The following is a 16,745-nucleotide window of genomic DNA, read 5'->3' on the forward strand; positions in this document are numbered from 1 at the left end:
TGTTTTTGTTCTTAGCCAGCTAACTGCTTTTGAGCAAAATAGATAAATGCCTGCATATAACTTGTCATATCACCAGCATCAAAACTATTACCCTTCATGGTTGTTACCTGCACACCTTGAGCACTAATCAAAGCGTCAATAGCATCAGTAAGCTGAATTTCACCACCAACTGAAGGTTGTGTTTTTGCTAAAAAATCAAAAATTTCATTACTAAATACATAGCGTCCAACTACAGCTAGATTCGATGGGGCATCAGCCAAAGCAGGCTTTTCTACAAACCCTGATACTGCAAAGCTACGATTACTATCAGATACAATATTATGCAAATCATCTTTTGAGCTTAACTTAGCAATACCATATTTATGCACATCACTATCTGCTACCTCACTGACCAAAATCTGTGAATATCTATTGTTAACAAACTCTCGTAGCATAAATGCCAAGTTATCTGTAGCCATATCCGTAGTAAATGGATTTAGTACCACATCAGGCAATAATACAGCAAAGTCATGATGACCAATAATAGGACGAGCAGATAATACGGCATGCCCTAAACCTAAAGGCTTACCTTGACGTATCATAGATACCGATACATCATCAGGTAACCAATTTAGGCTATCTGCTAATTCATTTTTACCTTTTGCTCGTAATTGCGTGTCTAATTCAGCATTGACATCAAAATAGTTTTCAATGGCTGATTTTTGAGCATGTCCAACTAAAACAATATGTTTGATACCTGCAGTAACTGCTTCTTCTACAACATAATGAATGGCAGGACGATTGCCTAAGGGTAACAGTTCTTTGGGTACAGACTTTGATAGTGGTAACATACGAGTACCAAAGCCTGCGACTGGAATAATGGCATGGGCGATATTATTCATATTTGAATACTCTTAGCTCTCTTAAATTATTTATAAAATACTTGGTGCTTGTATATACTGATTTTTACATCCTGTTTATCTATTTTTAAGTTTTCAGGAGTACCTGAAAAAACATCTCTTTTTTGCTGCACTTGCTTTTTTATATTTGGCATAAAAACATGTTTATAGTGTCTAAAACTTTCTATATGCCATTTACGCCAAGCTTCCCAATAATCTAATCTTTCTAACAGTGAATTCTTATTATAAGCTCCATATTTATCGGATGTCATCAAAGAATTCTCGCGATGACTACCAATCGTTAGTGGTTTTTTTATTATTTGGATCTTATTTTTACCATAGATTAGCTTTAATCTCTCAATAAATTCACTATCTGCTCCTGTTCGTATAATATGCCATAACCCTACTTCATTTTTAACTGTATTAAAACGAAACATTGGAGAAGCAGGATTTTGCCGAAAAAAAGGATAAATATGTCTAGCATGATAAACACCTTGTTTATCTATTCTTAACCAATAAGAAGTAGTTGCAACTAAATCCTGATTTTGTATCAATGGAAAAATTTGCTCATATATCTTTTCAGGATGAGCCCAATCATCTGAATCTTGACAAGTTACAAATTCACCTGTTACATATAATGCTCCAATACTTTTTGCAACAAAAGTACCTACATTTCTTGGTAAGTCTACTACAATTATTCGATTATCTAATGATTGTAACTGTTTTGCAATCATTAAAGTCATATCAGTACTACAATCATTAACAATAATAACTTCTATATTACTCCAAGTCTGATATAGTAAACTTTCTATACATCCTCTTAAAGTTTCTTCTGCATTATAAGCAGTTACAATAATACTAACCTTATTTAAAGCTTGGCTATCTATAGTGCTAATATTCTGTAAATTTAAAGTATAATTATTTACTTGGAATCCTAAAGAGAGGTTATCTAGTCCTATCTTAGATAAAGAAAATTTAGAAAACATATGATTTATATTCTCTAGTTTTTCATATAGATTTACATATAAAATATTACTAATCAAACAAAGTTGATCGATATTTGCCTTTTCTATAGAAAAGTTAGTAATTAACCTTATATTTAATATAGAAACTAATTTTGATGATTGATATTGTGTCAGTAAAGCAAAATAGAGGCCCATATAATAAGAGCTCTCTAAATATTTTTTCTCTCTATTTAACCAATTTAGTATTATTTCTGGTTGATAAGTAACTACCTCACTAACTATTTCATGATGAAACTGTGTATACTTTCTGCTAAACAATATTTCTTCTAGCTTAATTTTTACTTCTTTTAAAGATAGAGCATCTCTCTTAACTTGCACAATAAACTTGACAACAATTTGACGCTTCGTTCTTAATAAAGTATTAGTATCTAGAACTGTTTGATATAGACCTAGCCGAGTTGCCATCCATTGTTGTCTAGGAGTTATATACCTAACCTGAGCAGGGCAGTAACTTAACAGTTTAGTAAAGTTATTGCTTTTAAAAAATATATAATAAATCAAGGGTTATATCTTAATAATCTGAACCAGATAAATCTCTTGTATATATCTTATCTAAGCAATCTTGAAGTTCATCAGTAAGACGATTAGCAACAATAATATCAGATTTACTTTTAAATTCTTGCAAGTTACCTAATACAACTGAACCCAAAAAGGTCGATTCAGCTAAATTTGGCTCATAAATGATCACCTCTGTACCCACCGATTTCAATTGTTTAATAATATCCTGAATAGCCGATGCTCTAAAATTATCAGAACCAGCCTTCATAATTAGACGATAAATACCTACTACTTTAGGGTTTTTAGATAATATATTTTCTGTAATAAAATGCTTCCGAGTTTTATTTGATGAAACAACAGCTTGAATTAAATTTTGAGGTACATCTTTATAATTTGCTAATAACTGCTGTGTGTCTTTAGGCAAGCAATAACCTCCATAACCAAATGATGGATTATTATAAAAATTTCCTACTCTAGGATCTAAACAAACTCCTTTAATAATTTGTTCAGTATCTAAGCCATGTACTACGGCATATGTATCTAACTCATTAAAATAAGCCACTCGTAATGCTAAGTACGTATTAGCAAATAACTTAATAGCCTCCGCCTCTGTACTATTAGTCAGCAATATCTCAATATCATCTTTAATAGCACAATCAGCCAAAATATAGGCAAACTCTTTAGCTCTTTCAGACTGCTCACCAACAACAATTCGAGAAGGATAAAGGTTGTCATATAATGCCTTACCTTCTCGTAAAAATTCTGGAGAGAAAATCACACTATCAATACCTAATTTTTCATTTATATTTTTTGTAAACCCTACAGGCACTGTTGATTTAATAAATATAACTGCATTAGGATTAATAGCAAGTACATCATCAATAACTGTTTCAACACTACTAGTATCAAAAAAGTTAGACTTAACATCATAGTTCGTTGGAGTTGCAATTAATACATAATCTGCTAGCTGATATGCTTTTTGCTTATCAGTTGTTGCAATTAAGTTAAGCTCTTTACGAGCCAAAAAATTTGCAATTTCTTTGTCATCAATAGGAGATTGAAGTTGATTTATTTTACTAATCTTCTTCTCATCAATGTCTAATGCTATTACCTCATGCTTCTGTGCCAAAAGGACTGCATTAGATAGACCAACATAGCCAGTACCTGCAATTGTTATCTTTTTCATTCTTTAATTTCGTCCATATATATTCAAAATATACAATATGATCCTCACCTAAATATAAATCAATCTACATTCCAATTAATCCCTAGTAAACTTTCTCAGAACTGTCTACAGGATGCAATAATCCTAATAAAATATATATTAATGCATTTCCAGTAAGTAAACTGCCAATATTAGTAACTTCAACTCTATCACTGGATACTATTATTCAATATTCATCTCTATGATAATTCATTTATCCTGATAATTTTTCACTAACCTTACTGTAATAAATTTCACCCAACAGACTTAATTTTGTTACATTTTATAGCTCAAACTATTAAAAAGTAAAGGTTAGTACAACAATATTTTTATAAAAAAAATTCAATTTACCACAATGAATAGCAATCAATCGATAGCTTACATATAAAGTATGACAACATGTGTTAAGTCTACACACTCTTAGCAAGCCAGAAATTACTTTAACATCATGTATTGTACTCTCAGTAATGATAAAAGAAATTATATTACCAACCACTTAACTTAACGATTTTATACATAGTGTTATGTGATCCAAAATATCTTGGTAAATAAGAGAATCATCTATAAAACCATGATTCTTTTTATGTCTTATATATTTCAACTATTTTATTAAAATCTCGTAACAGATAACTTAATATGAATATTAGATAAATTAACTTCGAAAAATCATAAGCTTTCTTCTATAATATTAATATTAGAAATTAAAGAGTTATACTCATCTATATTTATCTTTACAGGCTTTTCTCGATATTTTATATATCTAAAAGACTTTATTAGTTTCCAGTTTTTTGTGGCATACCTTAAAATCGATGGATACTTTACAACTCTTAGTATCATATTATTTTCTTTCGATAGTTGAGAGTGCATATAGTATTTAATAGCATTCCTCTTATCTCCCAACTCTGAAAAATCCTCAGCTATATTTCTAAAAAACTCAGTATATTCTGAATATGAAAGGTTATTTTTTAAATACTTACTTCTTATTTTTAGATGTCCATATATCCTATTTTTATTACTACTAGTAATTCTTTCTTCATCATGATCTACATAAATACAAAGAGGTTCTGAAACACCAACATATTTAATATATCTAGATACTCGAATAAAAAAATCCCAGTCCTGACATGCCGGTAAACTTTGATCAAAACCTCCTATAAACCTTGCTATCCACGTCTCTACTACAACAGAGCTTAAAGTACCTAAATAGTTAGATGTTAGCAACTTATCATATATTAACTCTCTTCCAGAAAACTGCTGAGCAATTATAGAATACTCAGCATCAACTCTAACTCTTCCTGTACAAGATAAAATTGGACGCGTTTCCTGATAACTTCCACGATAAATATGTTCCATTTGTGTCTTTACTTTATTTTGAGTCCATATATCATCACTATCTAAAAAAGCTATATATTTAGTATCAACCATATTTATACCATAGTTTCTACAAACGTTTGCACCAGAATTTTCTGCCATTCTTACTAGTTCAATTTCTATATCATAATCAAGACTATTAAGAGTATCAATTTTAGATTTAACTTTTTCAAATATCTCCACATCCGAACAATCATCAACAACTATAATTTTTTTAACACTTTCTGTTTGTAAAAGCACTGAAGCTAATGCCTTTATTAGTGTCTCATCTCTATTATAATTAGGTATTATAACTGTTATCTCATGTACTACTTTCATTGTAATTATACCTTTCCTACTAATGAAATTAATTTTTGCACCTGTATATTTTTATTATGCTGATTCTGAACCTTGTCTTTAGCATTCTTAATTATTTCATATTTACTACTATCATCTAAATTAAAAGCTTTTTTGATAGTATTAGCTAGCTCTATGAAATCTCCTTCTTTAACCAAAAATCCATTTATATTATTTGTAACAAGCTCAGGTATACCAGAATGATATGTAGATACAACTATCATACCAGCATTCATAGCTTCCATTAGAACTACTGGTAATCCTTCTGAATCCATGTTAGAAGCAACAATACTTGGTAACACAAAAATATCACATTTATTCATCAAATCAATAATGAAACTATGTTGTTGAGCACCATATATTACAACCTGATCTAATAAACCTATAGCTCTGATTTCGTTTTCTATATCTTTCTTTAATGGACCATCTCCAACTATATGTAACCTAAACTTCACTCCTTTATCTTTCAATATTTTACATGCTAATATTAGATATATTAGCCCTTTTTTCTCTACCATTCTACCTACAAATAATAATTGTGGAATATCCTGATAATGCGATAATCTTGTTTGTATAGGTAAATTAGTTCCTAAATAGATACATTCAATATTTTTAATGTTAGTATTTTTTCTTAAAGTTTCAGCAAATTTTTTATTAACACAAATTGCATAATCTATATATGCATCTACTTGTCTATATTTCTTCCAACCATTTTTATATATATAAGATGTTATATCATGACCATGAAAAATTATTATATTTTTAGCAGATTTTAATACATATTTTTTGAGCTGAGTTGAGATTGGGTAATTATTTCCAAAATGAGTAATCATAACATCTGGCTCACTCTCAAGCTGTAAATACGTAATGAGAGTTTGTAGATGTATCTTTTTATTTAACCTTAAGGCTATTAACATTAAACTTTTTCTAGGACGCTTAATAAACCCTTTAATACACCTTAAAATCAATTTTTTATTAACAGGTTTAATATATAATAACTTCTCTTCAATTTCTGGAACTGCACTTTCAAACTGAAAGTTAGTTTTTTTCCGAGCTAAAACCTGAACCTTAGCACCACTTTCTTTGAAGCCTTTAATATGATCCAACACAAATGTCTGAGATAATACAGGAAAAACTCCATTAATAAATAATACGTTCATACTAAATCTCGTTTTATTAAATATGCTTTATTATGTATCCATGGCATTTCATTTATACCTAAATGAAATTCTTCTATAATCTTACAGTTTAGCATTTCTAACTGTCTTTCTAAATCTAGTTTAGTGATACCCATTTGCCAAACACCATAACTATCTTTAATATATCTCTTAGTAGAAACATCATATGTTTTTTGGTTAGCGAACCATTTTTTGATATAGCTTGCACTTTTGACTGGTACATTTTTAATATACCATTCATATCCATACTGTTTAAAATCTAATGAAACATCTCCTATTGTCCACATTGGATTTATGATAATAGAAAATTTAGATATACCAACATAATCCTGTATTACATCTTTCCATGTGGGTGATAAAAAACATAGTGTATCAATACAAATAAACAAATCACAATTTTCATTAATTTTGGTGTTTCTTTTATTAAAATGAATATACTTAATATCTTTTCTCTCTTTATTTTTAAAATTGATGATTTTCATTAAATCTTTACTATGTCTTGTTCCTATTTCATAAATAACTTCAACCTCACCAATTGTTTTAACAAAACGTCTAATAGCTGATTTTTGTGCGAAACTTAGTGGATTATGCATTCTTAATCTCTTGATAATTATGTAAGATAAAAAATAAAATTAATGGAGCTATACTAGTCAAGTAAAAACTTTTAGGATAGCACAATAAGAAAAAGTAAATGAAGCTAAGCTACTGTAAGCAAAGCATACTTAATAAACTGCTTATTGAAAGATCTTCAGTCAGTTTTAATAAAACTACAGTCTTTCAGATGGCTTTAGGCTATGGGAAAGAGAAAAAAACCACTTAATTAAGTACCAAAGACCTTGTTGCATACCAGTAGAACCTTGAATATAAAGTCACTCATAACTTTTTTAGGTTAATCTCAAAAAAGGTTTTTCTGTTTAACTTGATATTGATAATATCTCTTGTATCAAGATACTATGCTAATAGTTAATGGTATTACAATTTAAGTCTAGTAAAAATTCTATTTTAGTTGCATCTACAAAACAACTTTTTATGTTTATTTCAGCTTAACTTACTATTATATTCCATATTTCTAGTATATAAGGTTATTTCTGATAAGCTAAAATCTCATATAATAATAAAATTAGTACAACACAAATAGGTACAATATTGTTACATAACAAATAAAAACATACTATAAGTACTTAGTAGCTCTTTGGTCATCTTATTAAATTAATATATAGAACCCCCCCTTATTATAGGGGGGGTTCTATTACATTATCAAGTAAAAACCATAAACTTTTTATGGTTTACCAACCAGTAACTTCTTTTAGCTTCTCACCAATTTTAGATGGGTCACGAGTATAGGCAATACCAGCATCTTCAAAGGCCTTGAACTTCTCTTCTGCTGTACCTTTACCACCAGAGATAATCGCACCAGCATGTCCCATACGCTTACCTTTTGGTGCAGTTACACCAGCAATATAACCAACCACAGGTTTAGTCACATGCTCTTTGATATAAGCTGCTGCTTCTTCTTCCGCTGTACCACCAATTTCACCAATTAAGATAATGGCTTCAGTTTGTGGATCTTCTTGGAATAGTTTTAAGCAATCAATTTGGTTCATACCTGGGATTGGGTCACCGCCGATACCGATACAAGTAGACTGACCAAAACCTAGCTTAGTTGTTTGGGCTACCGCTTCATAAGTCAATGTACCAGAGCGTGAGATGATACCGACTTTACCTGGCTGGTGGATATGACCTGGCATGATACCAATTTTACACTCACCTGGTGTGATCACGCCTGGACAGTTCGGACCAACCATTTTCACATCGCCCGCTTCTTCAACATAGCGTTTGGCTTTTAGCATATCTAGTGTCGGTACACCTTCAGTGATCACAACAATTAGCTTCACACCCGCATCGACCGCTTCAATGATAGAGTCTAAAACGAAAGGTGCTGGCACATAGATAACGGTTGCATCAGCATTGGTTTCGTCCATTGCCTCTTGCATGGTATTAAATACAGGCAAGCCTAAGTGGGTTTGTCCACCTTTACCAGGCGTCACACCACCGACAACTTTTGTGCCATATTCAATGGCTTGTTCTGAGTGAAAAGTACCATTTTTACCAGTAAAGCCTTGCACCAATACTTTGGTGTCTTTATCAATTAGTACGCTCATTATTAATCCTTATATTTATTTTACAGATATTTGTATGTCAGAATTATGAATATTTTTTATTTTTCATAATCATAAGCCAACTAAAACAATAGTGGCATAAGCAAAAGTTTTCTTCTTTGCCCAACACACATCTAGTAATACATTGTATTTGCTCTGATTATGCTTTTACTGCATCAACGATTTTTTGTGCAGCGTCTGACAAGCCTTGTGCAGAGATAATCTTAACGTCTGATGACTCTAGTAGCTCAGCACCTTTTTCTGCATTGTTACCTTCTAAGCGTACAACTACAGGTACTTGCACATCTACTTCTTTAACTGCCGCAATAATGGCTTCTGCAATCATGTCACAACGTACAATACCACCAAAGATATTGATCAACACACCTTCTACGCTGTCATCTTCTAGGATAATTTTAAATGCTTCAACTACACGGTCTTTGGTTGCACCACCGCCTACATCTAGGAAGTTAGCTGGTTTACCACCATATAGCTTAATGATGTCCATGGTTGCCATCGCAAGACCAGCACCATTTACCATACAGCCAATATTACCTTCAAGGGCAACGTAATTTAAGTCAAATTCAGATGCTTTTAGCTCACGTTCATTTTCTTGTGAAGTATCACGTAGCTCTGCAATTTTTGGTAGACGATATAGTGCATTTGAGTCAATACCAATTTTGCCATCAACACAAGCAAGCTCACCGTTTTCACGTACTGCTAGGGGGTTAATTTCAAATAAAGCAAAGTCATTTTCAACAAATGCTTTGTAAGCGCCAGTCATTAATTTAACAAACTGATTAACTTGTTTGCCTTCAAGACCAAGTTTAAATGCCACTTCACGAGCTTGGAAAGGCATCAAACCAACTAAGGGATCAACGGTGATTTTTAATAGTTTTTCTGGTGTTTCTTCTGCTACTTTTTCAATCTCAACACCACCTTCAGTTGATGCCATAAAGGTAACACGACGGCTTGAACGATCAACAACAGCACCAAGGTATAGCTCAGTTTGTACTGGATACATATCTTCTGCAACCAATACAAAGTTTACAGGCTGTCCATCTGCATCCGTCTGGTAAGTAACTAAATTTTTACCAATAAGTTCATCAGTAATTTGCTTGGCTTCTTCACGAGTTTTAGCAATTTTCACACCGCCTGCTTTACCACGTCCACCCGCATGTACTTGTGCTTTGATAACCGCCATATCAGTTGGGGTTTTATCAAAAGCTGCTGCTGCTTCATCGCCATTGTAAGCAATGATGCCCTTTTGGATAGGTAAACCATAGCTTTCTAATAATTCTTTAGCTTGATATTCATGTAAATTCATTGATTCTTTCCTTATTGTTAATATACCCAGTCAGCAGCCAATTTCGTTGTAAGAATGAATTTATGGCTTCTGACATGATATAAAGTAAAAAAGCATAACATATTATATAGCAATCGATAAGTAACACATTTTAAAGATGCTACTTAAGTTATAATCTAACTAAATGATGACAAATAGATAGATTGATTGACCTATCAATCTATCTATTCACTCATCTACCTATTTAATTAACAAATTAACAATAGTCTTATATTTTATAGTCAGACTTTCCCTTAAGTAGCATATATACACTTATCTATTTGTGACTAAAACGATCTATTTACGTTTTTTGCGTTGAATTGCATGAATGGCTCGACCATCAGCAGACAAAGCAGCTTCATGTACCGCTTCAGAAACTGTAGGGTGTGCAAAGGTCATTAGTTGTAGATCTTCGATACTAGAGACAAATTCCATCGCAATCATACCTTGATGCACAATGTCGCCTGCACCAACACTAATAGCATGCATACCAAGTAGACGGTCAGTTTTGGCATCAGCAACAACTTTAATCAAGCCCTGTGCTTCACCTTGTGCCAAAGCACGACCATTTGCTGCTAAGCTAAATGAACCAGTTTTGACTTCGTAGCCTTGATCTTTAGCTTGCTGCTCAGTTAGACCAACCCATGCGATTTCTGGGTGGGTGTAGATAACATTGATAATGGTATCATAGTTCACTTGAGGTTTTTCGCCATGGATACGCTCCACTGCCATCATGCCCTCTTCCATCGCTTTATGTGCCAACATTGGTCCACGTACTAAGTCGCCAATTGCGTAAACACCATCAACATTGGTTTTGCATTGCTCATTGACTTCAACCAAACCACGCTCGGTTAGTTGAATACCACAGTCGTCGGCAAGCAATTTTTCTGAGTAAGCACGGCGACCAACACAAACGATCAATTTATCAAATGTGTCATCCGATGCAGTACCATCTTTTTCACTGGTAACGACTACTTTACCATCTTTGACTTCGGCATTGGTCACTTTGGTATTGACTCGAATATCAAGTCCTTGTTTTTTCAGTAGTTTTCCAGCTTCTTTGGCAATGTCTTTATCAGCAGCAGCCAAAAATTCTGGCAAGGCTTCATAGACCACAACGTCACTACCCAAACGACGCCATACCGAGCCAAGCTCTAGACCAATGACACCTGCGCCAATCACACCAAGACGCTCAGGTACTTCACTAAAGTCTAATGCACCGGTTGAGTCAACGATATATTCACCATCAGTTTTAGCCACAGGAATTTCAATAGGAACAGAACCTGCTGCTAGAATGACATATTTTGCGGTGATAGTTTGTGCTTCACTGTTTTCATCTAGCGGGGTAAACTGCACTTTTTTCTCAGCACCTTTAGCATCAACTAACGTACCCCAACCTTGTAGCCAGTCTACACCATTGCCTTTTAATAACGCTGCCACACCACCAGTCAACTGTTTGACGATGCCATCTTTACGAGCCAACATTTTGCTTACATCAATATTGACATCACTGGTAGTAATACCATGCTCTTCAAGCTCATGCTTGGTCGACTCATAACGATGTGAACTGTCTAACAATGCTTTTGAAGGAATACAGCCAACATTCAAACAAGTCCCACCTAAAGCGGGCTCGCCTTTATGCACACGTTTTTCGATACAAGCGACACTCATGCCCAATTGACCTGCACGAATGGCTGCTTCATAGCCACCAGGTCCACCACCAATTACAACCAAATCATAATTATTTTTCATAATAAAACCTATTATTTATAAAATTAAAAAAGACAATAAAATTTTTCTTGATTATTTTAGCATTTAGTTATTAAGTTTATAAGCTAAAATGCAAAAAGCTTGTATCAGCGGTTGCCAATACAAGCCTGTGTACTTTACAGGTCAAGTAACATTAGAGTTGGGTCTTCCACCAATTCTTTGATAGTCACCAAGAACTGCACGGCATCTTTACCATCAATCATACGATGGTCATAAGACAATGCCAGATACATCATTGGTAAGATTTCAACTTTACCATCAACTGCCATTGGGCGATCATTAATGGCATGCATACCCAAAATTGCAGTTTGTGGTGGATTTAAGATAGGTGTAGACATTAATGAACCAAATACACCACCATTAGTAATAGTGAACGTACCACCTGTCATCTCTTCTAAAGACAATTTACCATCACGTGCTTTACCTGCAAATTCACGAATACCTGCTTCAACATCTGCCATACTCATGCGGTCTGTATCACGTAGTACAGGAACAACCAAACCTCGATCTGAAGATACAGCAACACCAACATCATAATAACCATGATAAACGATGTCATCACCATCAATAGAAGCATTCACTGCTGGGAAGCGTTTTAGTGCTTCGGTAGCTGCTTTCACGAATAATGACATAAAGCCTAGACGTGTACCATGGCGTTTTTCAAATTGATCTTTATATTTACTACGCATGTCCATCAACGGCTTCATGTTCACTTCGTTAAACGTCGTCAACATTGCTGTTTCTTGGGTTGCAGATAATAGACGCTCTGCCACACGTTTACGTAGACGAGTCATTGGTACACGTTTTTCAGTACGTTCACCCACAGATTCTGCCACAGGGCGACCACTATCTGACTTAATTGAGCTGTCTGCTTTTAGCGTTGGACTGCTCATATCTGCTTTGGTCACACGTCCACCACGTCCACTGCCTTCAACTTGCTTAGGATCTACACCAGACTCTTTAGCTGCTTTGCGCACGGCTGGGCTTTGGTCTTTGTGCTCAGGCTCAGGCGCTGATCCTTGTTGAGGCTGACCACCATCAGTTTGTTGTTTTTTCTCTACAGGGGCTGCGACAGTTTTTGGATCAATGGTGGTATCTGCACTACCATCATCAACACTATCAGCTGCTGCATCTGCTGAAGCACCTGCTTCAAATTCACCAATCACTTCATCAGACAACACCGTGTCATCTACTTGCTTAACAATTTTTGTTACCACACCATCATCAGGGGCAACAACTTCTAATACAACTTTGTCAGTTTCAATCTCAGCAAGAACATCATCACGATTAACTTGCTCACCTTCACTAACATGCCATTCTACGATGGTGCCATCTGCAACTGATTCTGGAAAGACTGGGGCTTTGATTTCAGCCATGGAATTGCTCCTTTGATATAAGTTTTATTTGTTTCAATAAGTAATTAAAAATAATATTGATGTCTTTATGCTATCTGTATTGCTGTAAAACTTGCTTTTAATTAACCAATTTTTGTACATCAACACCCAACGCTTGGGCGACCAAATCTTTTTGCTGTTGTGCATGAATCTTTGGTGAGCCTGTTGCAGGTGCAGCAGCAGAAGGTCTTGCTACTGGTTCTAAAAGATACGCTTTGGTCGGACGTTTAGCAGGTTTTGGAGGTGCAATCAAACGGAACATATGGGGTGCAAGATAGTACCAAGCACCTTGATTACGTGGCTCTTCTTGTGCCCATAATATCTCTTCAAGATTTTCGTATTTAGCCACTTCTTCTAAAATACGTTTTTCTGGCAATGGATATAGTTGCTCAATACGCACCAATGCCACATGTTCAAGTCCTAGCTCACGACGCTGCTCTAGCAAGTCATAGTAAACTTTACCACCGCAGAACACCAAACGAGTTACATTTGCTGCATCTTGTTGATCAACTTCTGGAATAACTGTTTCAAACTTACCATTTGCCAACTCTTCAAGATTAGATACTGCTAACTTATGACGTAGCAAGCTCTTAGGTGACATCACGATCAGCGGCTTACGAATGGGTCGCACCGCTTGACGGCGCAGCGCATGATAAATCTGTGCAGGTGTAGTTGGAGTAATCACTTGCATATTATCTTCAGCACAAAGCTGTAAATATCGCTCTAGGCGTGCTGATGAATGCTCAGGACCTTGACCTTCAAAGCCATGTGGTAATAACATGGTCAAACCACATACACGCTGCCACTTCGTTTCACCACTAGAGATAAATTGATCAATGACCACTTGTGCGCCGTTGGCAAAGTCACCAAACTGAGCTTCCCAAACAACCAATGCTTGTGGCACTGTGGTTGCATAACCATATTCAAATGCTAAGACTGCCTCTTCTGATAATAAAGAGTTATAGGTGGCAAAACGAGCTTGGGTATCACTAATATGGGCTAATGGCACATACATACTGCCATCATTGATATTGTAAAGCTCAGAGTGACGATGAGAAAACGTCCCACGTCCCACATCTTCACCAGTAATACGTACTAAGTAATCTTCTTCCACTAAAGTAGCATAAGCTAATGTCTCAGCAGCACCCCAATTTAAAGGCTCTTCACCTGTTTGCATTGCCAAACGCTGCTCAACAACTTTTTGTACCTGACGCTGTAGCTTAAAGCCTTCTGGTAATTCCGCCATACGGCGACCATAGGCTTTTAATTTTTCGATATCAACACTGGTATCCCAGTCATCGGTTAATTCATGACCTAGGTAGGGTTTCCAATCAACAAATAGTTCAGTATTTGGCTCACGTACTAATGAGTTAACCACATACTCACCTTTATCCAGTGATTCACGATACTGATCTTCAAGCTGCTTTTCTTTTGCAGCTTCTATGACTTTCTCTTCAATCAACTTCTTGGCATAAATAGCACGTGTTGTTGGTAGTTTTTTGATCACTGCATACATCAGTGGCTGAGTTGCAGAAGGTTCATCTGCTTCATTATGACCATTACGGCGATAGCAGAACAAATCGATAACAATGTCTTTATTAAACTTATGACGATAATCTAATGCAAGTTGGGCAGCAAATACCACAGATTCTGGATCATCACCATTCACATGCAAAATAGGCGCATGCACCATCTTAGCAATATCAGTACAGTATTCTGTTGAGCGTGCATCTTCTTGACGACTGGTGGTAAAACCAACTTGGTTATTGATAACCAAATGCACTGTGCCACCTGTAGTATAAGCACGAGTTTGTGACATCTGGAAGGTCTCTTGTACCACACCTTGCCCCGCAAAAGCAGCATCACCATGGACAACGATTGGTAGAACAAGATTACCTGTGGTGTCATGACGACGTACCTGACGGGCACGTACTGAACCTTCTAACACTGGAGATACGATTTCTAGATGTGATGGGTTAAATGCTAAAGCCAAATGTGCTTCACCACCTGGTGTCATCACATTAGATGAATAACCATTGTGGTATTTCACATCACCTGAACCTTTTTCAGGCTGTACTTTACCATCAAACTCATCAAACAAATCAGCAGGATTTTTACCCAAGATATTGACTAGCAGGTTTAAACGACCACGGTGCGCCATACCAATGACCACTTCTTTGGTACCATAACCGCCCGCACGTTGAATCAGCTCATTGACCGCAGGAATAAAACTCTCACCACCTTCCAAACCAAAGCGTTTAACCCCAGTATATTTACGTGCTAAATACTTCTCTAACCCTTCAGCGGCTGTCAAACGCTCTAAAATAGAGATTTTTTTCTCATTATCAAAGTTGATATGACCTAAGGTGCTTTCTAAATATTGCTCCATCCAGCGTTTTTCTTCACTGGTGGTCACATGCATGTATTCCACACCCAGATGATTACAATACACCAGATCCATAATCTCAATAATCTCACGCAACGTTGCGTCTGATTTGCCAATGTTTAGATCACTGGTATGAAATACGGTATCTAGATCTGCTTCAGATAAACCATGGAACTCAAGGGTTAAATCAGGTACTTCTGCTCTAGGGTGCAGCTCAAGTGGATCTAGCTGAGCACGGCGATGACCGCGACGGCGATAGGCAGAGATAAGCTTTTGTACACCCATCTGTTTTGAAGCTAAAGGATCAGCCGTACCACTGTTGGACACAGAAGAACTCGGTAGCTTATTCGCACTTTGGTTGCGAGCCAATAACAAGAACTGGTCTTGAATGGCATGATGACGGGCATCATTACCTGTCTCATATTGGCTAAAATACTGCTGCCATTGCTCATCAACATTATTAGGATCGAGCAAGTATTGCTCATAGAGGGCTTCTATATAAGTCGCATTGTCTGCTGACAATTCTGAAAAAGAAGCAGAGGGAAGATCGGTAGTATTCATAGTATTTTCTATTTAATGTGAATGGAAGAAGATGAATAATGTAATTGGTTAATCTTAATCGCTACATAGGCGATATATTGTAGGTTAACCGTAAAGTAATATTTTAATTCTTACTATACACTGGTTTATCTAACGCCATCTTTCCTTGATTTGGCGTTGTCGTTATATTATTTTGCACAGAATTTATTTAATCCATCACTAAACCGACATAATAGATTATGGTCTATGCAACAATGTTAGCACTACTTAATTTTGTCAAAATATCACATCACTATATCATTATAGTGATGGTTGCTATACTACATGTTATTTTGCCATAAATAAGATAATGTTACATACCTCTTTCTAGGGTAACATGACAAATTTATTGCTCATAGTTTGTTTTCTCAATACCAGACATTTATCTATTGAATAGTAACCATAGACAATAAATATATATTGGTATTTTAAGAAGAAAGTTAATAGTAATACTCAAAAGTAATATGTTAGCCTATGTTTGACAACAATTATACTTATTTAGATTTTGTTAGTTACATTTAGTCAACATGCATGATACTTACTATATTATAACAGTACTAATTTTAATTATACTGTCTTATCAACAACTTATTTGCTATTACTGTACTGTTGTTTTGTCATA

General features: G+C 35.1%; 11 protein-coding genes. All 11 read right to left on the reverse strand.

Going from position 1 to position 16,745, the window contains the following annotated elements:
* Window positions 1-11 precede the first annotated feature (11 nt).
* Window positions 12-881, reverse strand: coding sequence for a UTP--glucose-1-phosphate uridylyltransferase (locus tag FHK89_RS06475; RefSeq protein ID WP_230658196.1), 870 nt, complete (start codon window positions 879-881; stop codon window positions 12-14).
* A gap of 26 nt (window positions 882-907) precedes the next feature.
* Window positions 908-2,308 (reverse strand): glycosyltransferase family 2 protein, encoded by a 1,401-nt coding sequence (locus FHK89_RS06480; RefSeq protein ID WP_230658199.1) that lies wholly within the window; start codon window positions 2,306-2,308, stop codon window positions 908-910.
* Window positions 2,309-2,414: 106 nt separating this feature from the next.
* Window positions 2,415-3,587 (reverse strand): nucleotide sugar dehydrogenase, encoded by a 1,173-nt coding sequence (locus FHK89_RS06485; protein WP_230658209.1) that lies wholly within the window; start codon window positions 3,585-3,587, stop codon window positions 2,415-2,417.
* 684 nt (window positions 3,588-4,271) lie between these two features.
* Entirely contained in the window at window positions 4,272-5,294 is a 1,023-nt protein-coding gene (locus tag FHK89_RS06490) for a glycosyltransferase family 2 protein (RefSeq protein WP_230658212.1), read from the reverse strand.
* Window positions 5,295-5,299: 5 nt separating this feature from the next.
* Entirely contained in the window at window positions 5,300-6,472 is a 1,173-nt protein-coding gene (locus FHK89_RS06495) for a glycosyltransferase (RefSeq protein WP_230658214.1), read from the reverse strand.
* Window positions 6,469-7,083 (reverse strand): hypothetical protein, encoded by a 615-nt coding sequence (locus tag FHK89_RS06500; RefSeq protein WP_230658216.1) that lies wholly within the window; start codon window positions 7,081-7,083, stop codon window positions 6,469-6,471. The genes FHK89_RS06495 and FHK89_RS06500 overlap by 4 nt, the downstream gene beginning before the upstream one ends.
* A gap of 693 nt (window positions 7,084-7,776) precedes the next feature.
* Window positions 7,777-8,652 (reverse strand): succinate--CoA ligase subunit alpha, encoded by an 876-nt coding sequence (sucD, locus tag FHK89_RS06505; RefSeq protein ID WP_230658219.1) that lies wholly within the window; start codon window positions 8,650-8,652, stop codon window positions 7,777-7,779.
* Window positions 8,653-8,809: 157 nt separating this feature from the next.
* The gene (gene sucC, locus FHK89_RS06510) at window positions 8,810-9,976 is read right to left on the reverse strand and encodes an ADP-forming succinate--CoA ligase subunit beta (RefSeq protein ID WP_230658222.1); all 1,167 of its coding nucleotides are present in this window, start codon (window positions 9,974-9,976) and stop codon (window positions 8,810-8,812) included.
* A 315-nt stretch (window positions 9,977-10,291) separates the two neighbouring features.
* Complete coding sequence (gene lpdA / locus FHK89_RS06515; protein WP_230658225.1) at window positions 10,292-11,746, reverse strand: dihydrolipoyl dehydrogenase; 1,455 nt, start codon at window positions 11,744-11,746, stop codon at window positions 10,292-10,294.
* Window positions 11,747-11,880: 134 nt separating this feature from the next.
* Entirely contained in the window at window positions 11,881-13,140 is a 1,260-nt protein-coding gene (odhB, locus tag FHK89_RS06520) for a 2-oxoglutarate dehydrogenase complex dihydrolipoyllysine-residue succinyltransferase (protein ID WP_230658228.1), read from the reverse strand.
* Window positions 13,141-13,237: 97 nt separating this feature from the next.
* Window positions 13,238-16,105, reverse strand: a complete 2,868-nt coding sequence (locus FHK89_RS06525) for a 2-oxoglutarate dehydrogenase E1 component (protein WP_230658231.1) — start codon at window positions 16,103-16,105, stop codon at window positions 13,238-13,240.
* Window positions 16,106-16,745: the final 640 nt, after the last annotated feature.

Origin of the sequence: Psychrobacter sp. I-STPA10 (assembly GCF_021012795.1) — a bacterium.
Classification (GTDB): domain Bacteria; phylum Pseudomonadota; class Gammaproteobacteria; order Pseudomonadales; family Moraxellaceae; genus Psychrobacter.

What these genes read in the sequence shown, in the direction of transcription:
- odhB (WP_230658228.1), bottom strand. Translation starts at nt 13,140, where the DNA reads ATGGCTGAAATCAAAGCCCCAGTCTTTCCAGAATCAGTTGCAGATGGC.
- sucD (WP_230658219.1), bottom strand. Translation starts at nt 8,652, where the DNA reads ATGAGCGTACTAATTGATAAAGACACCAAAGTATTGGTGCAAGGCTTT.
- lpdA (WP_230658225.1), bottom strand. Translation starts at nt 11,746, where the DNA reads ATGAAAAATAATTATGATTTGGTTGTAATTGGTGGTGGACCTGGTGGC.
- FHK89_RS06495 (WP_230658214.1), bottom strand. Translation starts at nt 6,472, where the DNA reads ATGAACGTATTATTTATTAATGGAGTTTTTCCTGTATTATCTCAGACA.
- FHK89_RS06490 (WP_230658212.1), bottom strand. Translation starts at nt 5,294, where the DNA reads ATGAAAGTAGTACATGAGATAACAGTTATAATACCTAATTATAATAGA.
- FHK89_RS06485 (WP_230658209.1), bottom strand. Translation starts at nt 3,587, where the DNA reads ATGAAAAAGATAACAATTGCAGGTACTGGCTATGTTGGTCTATCTAAT.
- FHK89_RS06480 (WP_230658199.1), bottom strand. Translation starts at nt 2,308, where the DNA reads ATGGCAACTCGGCTAGGTCTATATCAAACAGTTCTAGATACTAATACT.
- FHK89_RS06525 (WP_230658231.1), bottom strand. Translation starts at nt 16,105, where the DNA reads ATGAATACTACCGATCTTCCCTCTGCTTCTTTTTCAGAATTGTCAGCA.
- FHK89_RS06475 (WP_230658196.1), bottom strand. Translation starts at nt 881, where the DNA reads ATGAATAATATCGCCCATGCCATTATTCCAGTCGCAGGCTTTGGTACT.
- sucC (WP_230658222.1), bottom strand. Translation starts at nt 9,976, where the DNA reads ATGAATTTACATGAATATCAAGCTAAAGAATTATTAGAAAGCTATGGT.
- FHK89_RS06500 (WP_230658216.1), bottom strand. Translation starts at nt 7,083, where the DNA reads ATGCATAATCCACTAAGTTTCGCACAAAAATCAGCTATTAGACGTTTT.